The organism is Nonomuraea longicatena, from assembly GCF_039525605.1.
GTDB lineage: Bacteria > Actinomycetota > Actinomycetes > Streptosporangiales > Streptosporangiaceae > Nonomuraea > Nonomuraea longicatena.
The window spans coordinates 60,666-75,384 of record NZ_BAAAHQ010000010.1; the positions used below are offsets into that span (position 1 = coordinate 60,666).

A 14,719-nucleotide genomic window follows, 5' to 3' on the forward strand; every position below is an offset into this window, starting at 1 on the left:
CTCTGCTCGGACAACCGTAGCGACCCTCGGGGGCCCTGTGCAAAGAGAGCGCGGAACTCGTCCCGAGGGACAGCAGAGGCTAACCCTCGCGCAGCATGCAGGTCAGACGGGAGGTGCACACGCGCCGCCCCTGGTCGTCGCTGATCTCGATGTCGTAGGTGGCCAGCGTGCGGCCGCCGTGCAGCCGGGTCGCCACGCCCGTGACGTGTCCGTCCGTGGCCGAGCGATGGTGGCTGGCGCTGATCTCGATGCCCACCGCGATCATGCCCTCGCCGGCGAACAGGGCGGCGCCCACGGAGCCGAGGGTCTCGGCGAGCACCACCGACGCGCCGCCGTGCAGCAGGCCGTACGGCTGCTTGTTGCCCTCGACCGGCATGCGGCCCACCACCCGGTCGGGCCCCGCCTCGAGGAACTCGATGCCCATCCGGTCGGCCAGGGTGCCCATATGGATCGGGGTGATCGCGGACGAAGGGTCTTTCTCACTCAAAGGACGAGCCTCCACTCTTCCGAGCTCAGGGTTTCTGTCGCAGATGGAGACTAGGCTGCGAGTGTGCCAAAGAGTGAAGTGACCCCTGACCGCAGCCGCCTGCTGCTCCTTGACGGCCATTCCCTGGCCTACCGCGCCTTCTACGCGCTCAAGGACGCCAACCTCATGACCACCGACGGTCAGCACACCGAGGCGGTCTACGGGTTCACCTCCATGCTGACCAACGTCCTGCGCGACGAGCAGCCCACCCATGTGGCCGTGGCCTTCGACCGGTCGGAGCCCACGTTCAGGCACGAAGAGTACGCCGAGTACAAGGCCAACAGGAGCGAGACGCCGGAAGACTTCAAAGGGCAGATGCAGCTCATCTACGAGCTGCTCGACATCCTGCGCATCCCCCGCCTGTCCAAGGCGGGCTTCGAGGCCGACGATCTCATCGCCACCCTTGCCACCCGCGCCTCGGCGGCCGACATGGACGTGCTGATCGTCACCGGCGACCGTGACGCGCTGCAACTGGTCGACGAGCGGGTGACCGTACTCATGACCAGGCGCGGCATCAGCGACATGACCCGCTTCACCCCCGCGGCCGTCCAGGAGAAGTACCAGCTCACCCCGCAGCAGTACCCCGACTTCGCCGCGCTGCGCGGCGACCCCAGCGACAACCTGCTCAGCATTCCCGGCGTCGGCGAGAAGACCGCCGCCAAGTGGGTGCGCGAGTTCGGCTCGCTCACCGCGCTCGTCGACCGGGTCGACGAGGTCAAGGGCAAGGTCGGCGACAAGCTGCGCGACCACGTCGCCCAGGTCCTCATGAACCGGCGGCTGACCGAACTGCTGCGCGACGTGCCCGTGGACGTCGAGCTCGACCAGCTCACCCAGGGCGACTGGGACCGCGAGGCGGTCAACCGCATCTTCGACTCGCTGCAGATCAGAGGCGAGCTGCGCGAGCGCGTCTTCAAGACGCTCGGCAGCGCCGAGAGCGAACCGGAGCAGGGCTTCGAGGTCGAGACCTTCATCCTCGGTCCCGACCGGGTCGGCGGCTGGCTGGCCGCGCTGCCCGAAGGGCGGGCCGGCCTCGCCTTCAAGGGCTCCTACGGCAGCGGCACCGGCCGCATCGACGCCATCGCGGTCGCCTCGCCCGACGGCGGCGCCGCTCACATCGACCCGGCCAAGCTCACCGAGGCCGACTTCGCCGCGCTGAGCGAGTGGCTGGCCGACGAGCGGCGGCCCAAGGCCGTCCACGACGCCAAGGGGCCGCTGCTCGCCCTGTGGACCCAGGGCCTCGACCTGCGCGGGCTCAGCTGCGACACCGCGCTCGCCGCCTACCTCGCCATGCCCGGCCAGCGCACCTTCGCCCTGGAGGACCTCGCCCGGCGATACCTTCACCGCGACCTGAAGGTCGAGGAGGAGAGCGACGGCCAGGCGGCGCTGTTCGGCGACGACGAGGACGCCCCGGCCAAGGACCTCGCGCTGCGCGCCCACGTCGTGCGCGAACTGGCCGACGCGCTGGAGGGGTTCCTGGCCGAGCGCGGCGGCACCCACCTGCTCGCCGACGTCGAACTGCCGCTCGTCCGGGTGCTGGCCGAGCTGGAGCGGGCGGGCATCGCCGTCGACCGCGACTACCTCACGGGCATGGAGGCGCAGTTCGCCGCCGCCGTCAAGCAGGCCGTCGAGGAGGCGCACCGCGTGGTCGGCGAGCAGTTCAACCTGGGCTCGCCCAAGCAACTGCAGGAGATCTTCTTCAACAAGCTCAACCTGCCCAAGACCAAGCGCACCAAGACCGGCTACTCCACCGACGCCGACCAGCTCGCCTGGCTCGCCACACAGACCGAGCACGAGCTGCCCGTCATCATGCTGCGCCACCGCGACCAGCAGAAGCTGCGCCAGACCGTCGAAGGGCTGATCAAGGAGATCGCCGACGACGGGCGCATCCACACCACCTTCAACCAGATCATCGCCGCGACCGGCCGCCTGTCGTCGGAGAAGCCCAACCTGCAGAACATCCCGATCCGCACGGCCGAGGGGCGCCGCATCCGGCAGGGCTTCACGGTCGGCGGCGGGCACGAGACGCTGCTGACGGCCGACTACAGCCAGATCGAGCTGCGCATCATGGCCCACCTGTCGGGCGACGAGTCGCTGATCGCCGCCTTCGAGTCCGGCCACGACTTCCACCAGGCGACCGCCTCGCGCGTGTTCGACCTGCCGCCCGAGCAGGTGGACGGCGAGCTGCGGGCGCGCATCAAGGCGATGAACTACGGCTTGGCCTACGGGTTGTCCGACTTCGGGCTGTCCGGGCAGCTCAACATCCCGGTCGCCGAGGCACGGGAGCTGAAGGAGGAGTACTTCCAGGAGTTCGGCGGCGTGCGCGACTTCCTGCAGGCGATCGTCGCGCAGGCGCGCGCCGACGGGTACACCGAGACGATCATGGGACGGCGCCGCTACCTGCCCGACCTGACCAGCGACAACCGGCAGCGGCGGGAGATGGCCGAGCGCATGGCGCTCAACGCGCCGATCCAGGGGTCGGCGGCCGACATCATCAAGGTCGCGATGCTCAACGTGCGGCGGGCACTGGGGGAGGCCGCGCTGCGGTCGCGGATGCTGCTCCAGGTCCACGACGAGCTGGTGTTCGAGGTGGCGCCGGGCGAACTGGAGGTGCTGACGGAGGTGGTGCGCGAGCAGATGAACGCCGCCTACCAGCTGCGGGTGCCGCTGGAGGTCTCCGTCGGCACCGGCCGCACCTGGGAGGACGCGGGCCACTGACCGGCCCGCCCGCTGTCGCGGGCCGCCCTCGTCTGCGCGGTCCGCTCCACGTCTGTCACGGCTCATCTGTCACGGCTCATGGGGTTCGGCCCATGGGTTACGGCGAAGCCGCCGCCCACGCCTCACCGCCGCCGTGAGCGTGGCGCCGCGCCCACCGCCCCTGTCCGGGTGCGGCTTCCCGCCGTGACGACTCCGCCCTTGTCCCACTGGCCCGGCCCGGCTGGGCCCTTTGACGCCTCGCGCCTCGCGCCTACAGCGAGGTGAGGCCGGGTGCGCCGGGGGATGGGAGGTGCTGCGGCCGGATGTTCGGTGATGTGTGGGGTTCTGTTGGGGTCGATGTGTCAGATGCGAAACCTGTTGATTGTTGGGGGTTTTGGGTGGTTTTAAGGGGTGATGTGCGGGGTGGGTTGGGGGGATTGGTGGGCATGTGGGGGCTTGGGTTGGACTAGCCTGGGAGGTGAGTTTTCCGCGATCGGTACGGGAGTTTCGTGCGGCCTCCAGCCTCTGTGTCTGTCACCCGAGCCATCGGCATCGCCAACGCCGCCATCATCCTCATCGCCGTAGTGGCCTTGATCGTGATGTCCGGTAGCGGCCCCGCCGAACAGTCGCCGGAAGCGGCCACGGCCGGACAGTCCGCGTCGAAGCCGCCGCCGAATGCCCCGCCCGCAGTGCCGCCCGCCGTGCCGCCCACTGGCGGGCCCTCGGGGCCGCTCGCGAGCGAGCCGCCCCCGGTCGTCGCCACCCCTGACTTCGCCAGGCAGGTGAAGGCCAACGAGGCGGGCCTGATCCCGGTGATCATGTACCACCGGATCGTCCGCAAGCGCGTGGCCTCGATCGACCGGACCCCCGCGCAACTGCGCAAGGAACTCGTGCGGCTGGCCAAGAGCGGATACGTGCCCATCACCGCCCGCGACTTCGCGGCCGGCCGCATCCGGGTGCCCGCGGGGAAGTTCCCGGTCGTGCTCACGTTCGACGACGGCCACGAGACCCACTTCCGTCTCGGCCCCGACGGGCAGCCGAAGAAGGACACCGCCGTGGCCATCATCCACGAGGTGGCGGCCGAGTACCCGTCGTTCCGCCCGGTGGCCACCTTCTGGGTCAACCAGCAGCCGTTCGGCCTGCGTGAGCGGGAGAAGCAGGCCGAGGCGGTGAAGTGGCTGCACGAGCGCGGCCACGAGGTCGCCAACCACACCTGGGGGCATCCGAACCTGCGCGTCCTGCCGGCCAAGAAGGTGCGCGAGCACATCGTCAGGCTGGAGCGGATGCTGGCCAAGCTCGGCGTGCCGCCGTCGCGGACGCTGGCGCTGCCGTACGGGAACCTGCCCCGCAAGAAGAAGACGGCGCGCAAGGGCGAGTGGGACGGCACCCGCTTCTCCTTCGACGGCGTCTTCCTCGCCGGGGCCGAGCCGTCCCTGTCGCCCTTCTCCAAGGACTACGATCCCGGAGCGATCCAGCGCATCCAGAGCAACGGCAAGAAGGGCGAATGCCGCAAGTGGTGCTCGCAGTACTGGCTGGAGTGGCTCGACAAGCGCCCGGGCTGGCGGTACGTCTCCGACGGCGACCCCGAGCGTGTATCGGTCCCGCGCAAACTTCGGGGTAATATCAATCCCAAGCGGAGAGCGCAGGTCAACGCGTATTAACCGGGCCGCGCCACGCCATTCCAGCAGTTCTGTTGGCGGCTGTCGGATTGACCCCCGCCCGAAGGTCTCATATGCTGATCGCTGCGCTGTGGGCTCGCGCGCGCCTCAGACGGAGCGGGCTCGCGCTCGGTCACGTCGATGTCGTAACTGCTCGGCTTGATGCGGAAGAGGGCCTACCGCGCATCGCCACATCGACATCCTGTCCGCGTTCGGAGCAATTCCACACATGACGAGCAGCACCGAGGCCACCTCGAGCACCCCGCAGGTAGCGGTCAACGACATCGGGTCCGAGGAAGCCTTCCTCGCAGCGATCGACGAGACCATCAAGTACTTCAACGACGGCGACATCGTCGAGGGCACCGTCGTCAAGGTCGATCGAGACGAGGTCCTTCTCGACATCGGCTACAAGACCGAGGGCGTTATCCCTTCGCGTGAGCTCTCGATCAAGCACGACGTGGATCCGGCGGACGTCGTCGAGGTCGGCGAGCACGTCGAGGCCCTGGTTCTCCAGAAGGAGGACAAGGAGGGCCGCCTGATCCTGTCCAAGAAGCGTGCTCAGTACGAGCGCGCCTGGGGCACGATCGAGAAGATCAAGGACGAGGACGGCATCGTCACCGGTACCGTCATCGAGGTCGTCAAGGGTGGTCTCATCCTCGACATCGGCCTGCGCGGCTTCCTCCCGGCCTCCCTGGTCGAGATGCGCCGTGTCCGCGATCTGCAGCCGTACGTCGGCCGCGAGCTCGAAGCGAAGATCATAGAGCTCGACAAGAACCGCAACAACGTGGTTCTGTCGCGCCGCGCCTGGCTGGAGCAGACGCAGTCCGAGGTCCGCCAGACCTTCCTCAACACCCTGCAGAAGGGTCAGGTCCGCAAGGGCGTCGTGTCCTCGATCGTCAACTTCGGCGCCTTCGTCGATCTCGGCGGCGTCGACGGTCTGGTCCACGTGTCCGAACTGTCCTGGAAGCACATCGACCACCCCTCCGAGGTCGTCGAGGTCGGCCAGGAGGTCACGGTCGAGGTCCTCGACGTCGACATGGAGCGCGAGCGCGTGTCGCTGTCGCTCAAGGCGACGCAGGAAGACCCGTGGCAGCAGTTCGCCCGCACCCACCAGATCGGCCAGGTCGTGCCGGGCCGCGTCACCAAGCTGGTGCCGTTCGGCGCGTTCGTCCGGGTCGAGGAGGGCATCGAGGGCCTGGTCCACATCTCCGAGCTGGCCGAGCGCCACGTGGAGATCCCGGAGCAGGTCGTCCAGGTCGGCGACGAGATCTTCGTCAAGATCATCGACATCGACCTCGACCGCCGTCGCATCAGCCTCTCGCTGAAGCAGGCCAACGAGGGCGTCGGCACCGAGGTCGAGTTCGACCCCACGCTGTACGGCATGGCGGCGACCTACGACGACCAGGGCAACTACATCTACCCCGAGGGCTTCGACTCGGAGACGGGCGAGTGGCTGGAGGGCTTCGACCGCCAGCGCGAGGAGTGGGAGCGGCAGTACGCCGAGGCTCAGACCCGCTTCGAGGCCCACAAGAAGCAGATCGAGGAGGCCCGCAAGGCCGAGGCGGAGGCCGGAGAGGCCGCTCCCTCGTCCTACAGCGGTGAGACGCAGGCTCCGTCCAGCTCGTCTTCCTCTTCGACGGCTCCGGCGAGTGGCGCGCTCGCGTCCGACGAGGCTCTCGCGGCCCTGCGCGAGAAGCTCGCGGGCGGCCAGAGCTGAGGCTCGGCTGAGGCCGAGGCTCGGCTGAGCTGAGCACACCCGAAGGCCCCGCACCGACTCCGGTGCGGGGCCTTCGGCCTGTGGTACGCGGCTCCACCGAAGCCGGCCACCGCGTCGCGGCCGTCTGCGGCCGGCAGCTCAGGCCGAGAGGCGATGGACGGCAGCGCCGCCGGGTGGGTGTCGGCCGAGATGTGGGGTGCCGTAGTGCGGTCTGAGGGAGGTGGCGCCGCCCCGGTGGGTGTCGGCCGAGATGTGGGGTGCCGTTGTGCGGTCTGAGGGAGGTGGCGCCGCCCCGGTGGGTGTCGGCCCAGGCGCTGGGTGCCGTAGTGCGAGCTGAGGGGAAATGCGGAACGGTCCTTGCCGCGTTGCCTGTCAGGCTGGATTCATGAACGAGATCGAGCGTTTCAGCGTCCGTATTCCTCAGGCCGACCTCGACGATCTGCGGGAGCGGCTGCGCCGTACGCGCTGGGCCAGGCAGTTGCCCGGAGCCGGATGGGATCGGGGTGTGCCCGTCGCCTACCTGCGCGAGCTGGCCGAACACTGGGCCGACGGGTTCGACTGGCGGGCCGTGGAGGCGCGGCTGAACGCCTTCGACCACTATGTGACCGACGTGGACGGCCAGCGCGTCCACTTCATCCACCAGCGCTCGCCGGAGCCGCACGCCGTACCACTGATCATGACCCACAGCTGGCCCAACTCCATCGTCGAGTTCCTCGACGTGATCGGGCCGCTCTCCGACCCCCGCGCCCACGGCCTGGACCCGGCGCTCGCCTTCCACGTGGTGGCCCCGTCGCTGCCGGGCTTCGGCTTCTCATACTTCCCCGGGCCCACTGACACCGAGCCGTGGAGTGTGGAGCGGGTCGCCCGTACCTGGGCCGTGCTGATGGAACGGCTCGGCCACGACCGCTACGGTGCGCACGGCAACGACGCGGGTGCCCTGGTCACCCCGCAACTGGCCGCGCTCTTCCCGGATCGGGTGATCGGCTCGCACATCACCGGCGGTCTCGGCATTCCCGACGGCGGCTGGTGGGAGCAGGGCAGTGGCTACGGCCCGTACCTGAGCGCCCGCCCGCAGACGCTCGGCCACGGCTTCGCGGACTCGCCGGTGGCACAGCTCGCCTACCTGGTCGAACGCTTCCACGAGTTCGACGGCTGGACCGGTGCCGAGACGCTGCCCCGCGACCTGGTCCTCGCCACCGCGAGCGTGTACTGGCTGACGAACTCGGGCGCCACCTCCTCGTGGACGTACTACGACGGCGCGGCGGGCCTGCCGATCGACCAGGACGTGGTGCCGACGGGCGTCTCGCACGGCGGCCCGCAGGAGTTCAGGACGCTGGCCGAGCAGAAGAACGACATCAGGCACTGGGCCGGGTACGAGAGCCCGAGCCACATGGTCGCGATGGCGGTCCCGGGCTCGGCCGTCGCCAGCCTGCGGGAGTTCTTCGGAGGACTAGAGTGACGCCATGGTGATCGAGCGTGCCGTCGCGGCCGACTCCGGGCAGATCCTCACCCTCCAGCGCGCGGCCTACGTCGGCGAGGCCCAGTTGTACGGCGACCCGTTCATCCCCCCGCTGGTGGAGGCGCTGGAGCAGGTGCGTGCGTCGGTCGGGTCCGCCCTGGTCCTGAAGGCGGTGGAGGACGGCCGTATCGTCGGCTCGGTACGCGGCCGGACGACGGGCCCGACCTGCCTGGTGGGCCGCCTGGTGGTGGCCCCGGACCGGCAGCGCGGCGGCATCGGCACGGCGCTGATGGCGGCGCTGCACGAGCAGGCGGGGGCCCAGGCGTTCGACCTGTTCACCGGCCACCTGTCGGAGGGCAACCTGCGGCTGTACCGCAGGCTCGGCTACCGCGAGACCCGCAGGGAGCGCATGGACGACCATCTGACGCTGGTCCACCTGCGGCGTACGACGGCCTGATGATCGGTAGGCTGGGGTCGTGCTGAAAGTGGGGTTGACCGGCGGCATCGGGTCGGGCAAGAGCGAGGTCGCACGACGCCTGGCGGCCAGGGGAGCGGTCGTCATCGACGCCGACCGGATCGCCCGCGAGGTCGTCGAGCCCGGCACCGAGGGCCTGGCCCGCGTGGTGGCCGCGTTCGGGGAAGAGGTCCTGCGGCCCGACGGCGCGCTCGACCGCGAACGGCTGGGCGCGATCGTCTTCGCCGACGCCGACCGGCTGGCCGCACTCAACGCGATCGTGCACCCCCTGGTGGGCGAGCGGGTGGCCGAGCTGCAGAGCCGGTCGCCGGGCGACGCGATCGTCGTCTACGACGTACCGCTGCTCGTCGAGAACAACCTCACCCCCATGTACGACGTGGTCGTCGTGGTCGACGCCGCCGACGAGGTGCGCATCGCGCGCCTGGCCGAGCACCGGGGGATGAGCGCGGCCGACGCGAAGGCCCGCATCGCCGCCCAGGCGAAGCGGGAGGACCGGCTGGCCGCGGCGGATCATGTGATCGCCAACGAGGACGGCCTGGCCGACCTCGACGCCCGGGTGAGCGCCCTGTGGGAGGAACTGGCGGGCCGGGCCGCCAGAGGCTAGATCTCGGCCTCCAGCGGGATCTGCCGCACCCCGGGCAGGTGGGCGTCGAGTTCGCCGAGTTCGAAGCGTGAGGTGCCGACCACGTGCCAGAACTGGCCGCCGATCTCGCCCTCCTGCTTGTAGCGGCCGTCGGGGGCGAGCGCCGCCCAGCCTTCGGGCAGCGCGAGCAGGGTGGCCTTGCGCCTGCCGCCGGACCACAGGATCACCGCCCCGTCGTCGCCCGCGCTGGCCAGAAGGTCCTCGACGGGGCTGAAGGCCACCGACCACACCCTGCGGGCGTGGCCGCTCAGGGTGTCCAGGCGGGCGCCGGTGGCGGTGTCCCAGACGGTCACGGCGGGCTCGTCGCCGCCGAGGGCCAGGCGCGTGCCGTCGGCGCAGAAGGCCACGCTCCACAGGCGGCCGCCCGAAGGCGACAGCGTGTGCAGCAGGCGCGGCTGCCAGGGCCGGCCCGGCCGCAGCTCCCAGAGCATGCTGCGGCCGTCGTTGCTCGCGCTGGCCAGCAGGCGGCCGTCGGGGGAGAAGGCGACGGAGTACACCCGGTCGGTGTGGCCCTCCAGGGTGGCGACGCGGCCGCCGGACTCCACGTGCCAGACGCGGACGAGGCGGTCGTCGCAGCCGGTGGCCACGTGCCTGCCGTCGGGGCTGAACGCGATCGAGCGCACCCGGCCCTTGTGGTCGGCCAGGTTGCTGAGCAGCCGGGCGGTCGGCCGATACCACACGCGGACGCTGTCGTCGTCGTTCGCCGTGGCCAGCAGCTGCCCGTCCGGGCTGAACGCCTCGGCCCACACATGGTCGGTCTCGGCGTTCATCTCGCGCTCGTAGTCGCCGGTCGAAGCGTTCCAGAAGTGCACGCCGCCGTCGTTGCTGGAGGTCGCGAGCACCGGCCCCGCAGGGGAGAAGACCGCCGACAGCAGCCGGTCGGCCGCCCCGGTGAACTCGCGCAGCCGCCGCCCGGTGCGGGGCTCCCACACCCGGACGACGCCGTCGTTGCCGCTGGTGGCGAGCATGGTGCCGTCGGCGCTGAAACGGGCGGAGGTGATGCGGCGGCCGTGCCCGTGGAGCACCTGGCGGCAGACGCCCGTCGCCGGGTCCCAAAGCCGCACGGTGGCGTCGTTGCTGCTGGTGGCCAGTTGCCCCCCGTCAGGGCGGAACGCGAACGGCCACACCGAGCTGCGATGGCCGCTCAGGTCGACGCGGCGGGTGCCGCCCACCTCCTGCAGGCGTACCGCGCCGTTGGCGTCGCCGGTGGCGAGAGTCTGCCCGTCGGGGGAGAAGGCGACCTGGTAGACGGCGGCGGCGTGGCTGGTGTGCAGTCCGTGCGAGGTGCCCGCCACCGGATCCCACAGCCGGACCCGGCCCGCCGTGTCGCCGGTGGCGAGCACGCCGCCGCCGGGGGAGAAGGCCAGGCAGTACAGGCTGCGGGTGTGGCCGGTCAGCGTGTGCTTCAGCCGCCAGGTGGAGGTGTCCCACACCCGTACGGTCCCCGCCTCGTCGCCGGTGGCGAGCAGCCCCCGGCCGGGTACCGCCCGGTACACGGAGCCGTGGTGGCCGTCGAGGGTTCCGGCCAGGCGCCCCGAGCCGAGGTCCCAGCGGCGTACCACGCCTTCGGCGTCGCCCGTCACCAGGGTGCCGCCCACGAAGGCGGCCGTGTAGATCGGCGCCTGGTGGCCCTCCAGCAGGTGGACGCTGACGCCGGTCGCCGTGTCGAACACGCGTACCACGCCGTCGCCGCCGCCCGCCGCGAGCTGGGTGCCGTCGGGGCTCAGCCGTACCGGCCAGACGCCGTCGGCGTGGCCGTCGAGCTCGCGCAGCAGTTCGCCGCTGAGGGAGTCCCACAGCAGGACGCGGCCGTCGCTGGCGCCGGTGGCCAGCAGGTCGCCCGCGAAGCCGACGTAGTAGACGCGGCCCCGGTGACCCTGGAGGGTGCGCACCGGCCGGTCTCCGACGCACAGCAGCACGCCGCCGTCCTGGTTGCCGATGGCCAGCGTGGTGCCGTCCGGGCTGTAGGCGACCGGCTCGGGCAGGCGGGTGGTCTGGAAGTGGTAACCGTACGGGACGCCGATGGCCGCGGGCGCGAGCTGCACCTCGACCGGCTGGCCCGGCACCACGGCGGCGCCGGGCAGGTGGGCGGGCAGGCCGGTGACGTTGATGAGCGCGGCCCGGTTCCAGCGGGCGCCGTCGGCGGCGACGTCGCTCAGGTCGGCCCTGGCCAGCCGCGCGCCGGACAGGTCGGCTCCGGTCAGGTCGGCTCCGGTGAGACGGGCGCCGTCGAGGCGCGCGCCCGCCAGCCTGGCCTCGCGCAACCGGGCCCGCGACAGGTTGGTGCCCGCGAGCGTGGCGCCGCCGAGGTCGGCTCCGGTCAGGTCGACACCGGTCAGGTCGCGTCCGGACAGGTCCTCGCCGCGCAGGTCGGCGCCGCGCAGGTCGGCCTGGGCGGGCGTGCGCAACCGGGTGCTGATCTTGATGGCGTTGGCGACGGCCACGTCGTCGCCCGGTGGGTCGGCCAGCCAGGCGCGCAGGGCTCTGACCTCGGCGAGGTCGCACAGGAACTCGACGGTCAGCGCCGACAGCGGCTGCCGCGACAGCGCCTCCCACCGGCCGCCCGCGATGTGCCGGGCGATCAGCCACTCCATCACCGAGGCGTGGATGAATCCGAACATACCCTCCTCGGTACGGACCATCAGGCTGCCCGTGCCCATGGCGTGGGCCGCCTGCTGGCCGGTGAGCCGGCCGTCGGCCAGACCGGTGAGCGTCTCGGCGATCTCGGTCAGCTCGGCGAGGCCGAGGAACGCCTCACCGGTGTCCCACAGCCGCAGCGCGAGCGCCGTGACCGCGCGCCACAGCTCGGCGACCGACAGGGTGCCGGGCGAACCGGGAACCCTGGTGCGCTGCTCCTCGAAGGTCAGCCAGGAGCTCAGGATCTCCTCGTACAGCAGCGCCGGGCTGATCGTGTGGCGGGCCGAGGCGACCGTACGCAGCCGGTCGGCGTCGAGGTCGGCGATGAAGCTCAGCATGCGCGGGTTCTGCGCCAGGTCGAGCAGGTCCTTGACGCCCTCCAGCAGCGACAGCCGGGCGGCGGCCTCGTCGTCGTCGGAGAACCGGTTGGCGAGGTAGGCGCGGATCTGGTCGCGGGTGAAGTCCTCGACGGTGAACACCCGCCGCTGCGGCAGCACGCCCAGACGCTCGCCGAGCGTGGTGAGCACCTGGCTCTGCGACTTGAAGTGCTGCGTCCGGCTGGCCACCACGATCTTGGCCTTGTCCTCGGCCGCCGCCAGCAGCGTGGTCAGATGGTCGGCGGCCCGGTCGTAGGTCAGGCGGGTGACCAGCTCGTCGAAGCCGTCGAACAGCAGCACGATGCGGCCTTGGCGCAGCAGGTAGCGGAACGCCTTGAGGTCGATGACCTCCTCGTGGTGCCCGGCCAGGTGCGCGGCGACCAGCGCGTCCACCGAGTGCGCCTTGTCGAGGGCGCGCAGCTCGATGAAGATCGGCGTCAGGTGCGGCAGCTCGGCCGGGATGCGGCGGGCCAGCTCGCGCAGCGCGAACGTCTTGCCGTGGCCGAAGTCGCCGAGCAGCAGCAGGAAACGGCCGTGGTCGGCGCCCAGCAGGCGCATCAGCTCGTCGGTCAGCCCCTGCCTGACCTGCGGGCCGGGCCGGTCGAGTTCGCGGTAGCGCTGCGGGACGTACAGCTCGGGCGGGTAGCGGCGGTCGGTGGTGAGCCGCAGGCTCTGCTCGGCGACGTACCCGGACAGGTCGAGCAGGCCCTGGAACTCGGTGAAGCTGCGCAGCCGCACGCCGCGCCGCATGAGCTCCTCGCGCAGCGCCCGCTCGGGCGGCGGCCCCTGGTAGACGAGTTCGCTGGGCAGCCCGGCGGCGTGCGCCTGGCGGACGAAACGGTCGGCGTCGGCGCGGGTCAGCTCGCCCGCGTGCGCGCCGACCAGCGACTGGCGGACGAAGCCGTCCTCGGGGTAGGTGACGACCAGGTGGGTGGCGAAGCGGCGGATCCTGGTCCGCTCGTGCCTGGCCTCGCACACCTCGGTGAGCCGGTCGAGCAGGAGCCCGACGGGGCTCTGCGCGGGCTCCGGCGCGGTCTCGGCCGAGGGGCCGGGCACCGTGGGGCGCTCGCCCTCGAAGACCGCGCGGGCCGCCTGCCACGGGCGCCGCTCGCGCCGGGGCTTGGCGGCGCCGGGCTCCCAGGTGCGCAGCGCGTCCGGGGTGACCTCCAGGACGCGGTGGCGGCCGGGGCGCGGCCCCTGACCGTGGAGCAGCAGGTTGATCCGGTGGGCCAGCAGCCGCTCGTAGGTGGCGGCGTCGCCGAGGTCGGCGGGCGGATGACCGATCGCGCCGAGCCGCAGCCATCCGCGCTCCTCGTAGGCCCGCAGCCGCTCGGCGAACCACGCGATCTGCCCCTCGCCGAGCAGCGCGTACGCGTCGCGTTCCAGGTGGCTCATGGCCATGGTCGAGTTGAGCCCCGCCACGACCACCTTCAGGTCGGGCACCTCGAACAGGGTCCACGGCTGCCCGCTGTCGAACACCCGGTCGTCGAGCCCCTGGTACAGCTCGGCGAACAGGCCCATGAAGTGCCGCCACTTCGGTGAGTACGGCGGTTGCGGGCTCACGTCGTCGGCTTCGCAGGTCAGGAAGTAGGCGCTGGCGGCGGCCTTGGTCACGTCGCGCGGCCCCGGCACCACGACCAGCCGGTGGGGTTCGAGCCCGATCAGGTGCCGCAGGTCGGTCAGGAACCGCGTCGCCTGCCCGAACTGCCCGAGGCTGCCAGACTCGGTCAGGTCGCCGCTGACCACCATGAGATCGGGTCGCGGCATCCCGCTGTCGTACATGCCGGTCAAATCGGCCCAGATGCGCGCCTGCATGTCCTCCGGCGTGAACGGCTCGCCGGGCTCGGGCAGCGCCCGCCCGAACCTCGGGCCGCCGACGTGCAGCACGCTCAGCGACCCGCGCCGCTCGCCCGGCGCGGCCTTCGGCGGGAAGGCGGGGGCGCTGACCGGGCTGCGGCGGGCGCGGGAACGTTCCCCCGGGGCGGGCAGCGTCGGAGGCGGCGGCGGTACGGCCGCGCCGTCGGGGAAGGCGGGCGCCATCTCGGGCTTGGCCCGCCCGGACATGGCCTCGCGCACCCGGCCCAGCAGCAGCGCCCTGGCCTGTCCCGGGTCGGTGACGCCGACGAGGTCCACCCAGGTGATCGTGGACAGCAGCCCTTCGAGCGGGACGTCCTCCAGCCGGATCGTCACCAGTTTGTTGGAGGGGTTGTCGGGGTCGGCCCGCATGGCCGCCTGCCACTCCATGCGGCCGTAGCGCGAGGTCAGGTAGTTGCCCGACAGGACCGCGACGACCAGCCTGGCCTCGCTCACTCCTCGGTCCATGAAGTCGATGAAGTTCGTGCCGGGGACGAAGTCCCATGCCTGGATCATGGTGCGGTACCCCGAGGACTCCAGTTCCCAGGCGATCCAGGTGGCCCACGCCGTGTCGGCGGGGGAGTAACTGACGAAGATGTCGGTGGGCCTGCCGTCGCGCGCCATCTGCCCAGTATCCCCGCTGGGGTCGGGGAAGGGGAGCGGATGTGCGATCATCGAG

The 14,719-nt window shown here is 71.3% G+C and carries 8 protein-coding genes; 6 read left to right on the forward strand and 2 right to left on the reverse strand.

Annotated features, from left to right (window positions below):
* Positions 1 to 79: 79 nt before the first annotated feature.
* Positions 80 to 445, reverse strand: a complete 366-nt coding sequence (locus tag ABD120_RS12030) for a PaaI family thioesterase (RefSeq protein WP_343949999.1) — start codon at positions 443 to 445, stop codon at positions 80 to 82.
* A gap of 105 nt (positions 446 to 550) precedes the next feature.
* Here ABD120_RS12030 and polA point away from each other — a divergent pair, with 105 nt between their 5' ends.
* The 6 genes from polA (at position 551) to coaE (ending at position 9,133) form a co-directional block, all read left to right on the forward strand.
* On the forward strand, positions 551 to 3,241 hold the full coding sequence (polA, locus tag ABD120_RS12035) for a DNA polymerase I (RefSeq protein WP_343949879.1): 2,691 nt from the start codon (positions 551 to 553) through the stop codon (positions 3,239 to 3,241).
* A gap of 506 nt (positions 3,242 to 3,747) precedes the next feature.
* Positions 3,748 to 4,881 carry a polysaccharide deacetylase family protein gene (locus ABD120_RS12040; RefSeq protein WP_343949880.1) on the forward strand — a complete coding sequence of 378 codons (1,134 nt, stop codon included), beginning with the start codon at positions 3,748 to 3,750 and terminating at the stop codon, positions 4,879 to 4,881.
* 226 nt (positions 4,882 to 5,107) lie between these two features.
* Entirely contained in the window at positions 5,108 to 6,595 is a 1,488-nt protein-coding gene (rpsA, locus tag ABD120_RS12045; RefSeq protein ID WP_343949881.1) for a 30S ribosomal protein S1, read from the forward strand.
* Positions 6,596 to 6,980: 385 nt separating this feature from the next.
* The gene (locus ABD120_RS12050) at positions 6,981 to 8,054 is read left to right on the forward strand and encodes an epoxide hydrolase family protein (RefSeq protein WP_343949882.1); all 1,074 of its coding nucleotides are present in this window, start codon (positions 6,981 to 6,983) and stop codon (positions 8,052 to 8,054) included.
* Between the two features lie 4 nt (positions 8,055 to 8,058).
* A complete protein-coding gene (locus tag ABD120_RS12055) occupies positions 8,059 to 8,511 on the forward strand; it encodes a GNAT family N-acetyltransferase (protein ID WP_343949883.1) in 453 nt (150 codons plus the stop codon).
* Between the two features lie 19 nt (positions 8,512 to 8,530).
* On the forward strand, positions 8,531 to 9,133 hold the full coding sequence (gene coaE / locus ABD120_RS12060; protein ID WP_343949884.1) for a dephospho-CoA kinase: 603 nt from the start codon (positions 8,531 to 8,533) through the stop codon (positions 9,131 to 9,133).
* Here the strand turns inward: coaE and ABD120_RS12065 are convergent.
* Complete coding sequence (locus ABD120_RS12065) at positions 9,130 to 14,715, reverse strand: WD40 domain-containing protein (protein ID WP_343949885.1); 5,586 nt, start codon at positions 14,713 to 14,715, stop codon at positions 9,130 to 9,132. The genes coaE and ABD120_RS12065 overlap by 4 nt on opposite strands.
* Between the last annotated feature and the right edge of the window lie 4 nt (positions 14,716 to 14,719).

Coding starts and splice junctions, on each gene's coding strand:
- ABD120_RS12055 (WP_343949883.1), top strand. CDS start 8,059: ATGGTGATCGAGCGTGCCGTCGCGGCCGACTCCGGGCAGATCCTCACC.
- ABD120_RS12050 (WP_343949882.1), top strand. CDS start 6,981: ATGAACGAGATCGAGCGTTTCAGCGTCCGTATTCCTCAGGCCGACCTC.
- ABD120_RS12065 (WP_343949885.1), bottom strand. CDS start 14,715: ATGATCGCACATCCGCTCCCCTTCCCCGACCCCAGCGGGGATACTGGG.
- rpsA (WP_343949881.1), top strand. CDS start 5,108: ATGACGAGCAGCACCGAGGCCACCTCGAGCACCCCGCAGGTAGCGGTC.
- ABD120_RS12030 (WP_343949999.1), bottom strand. CDS start 445: ATGGGCACCCTGGCCGACCGGATGGGCATCGAGTTCCTCGAGGCGGGG.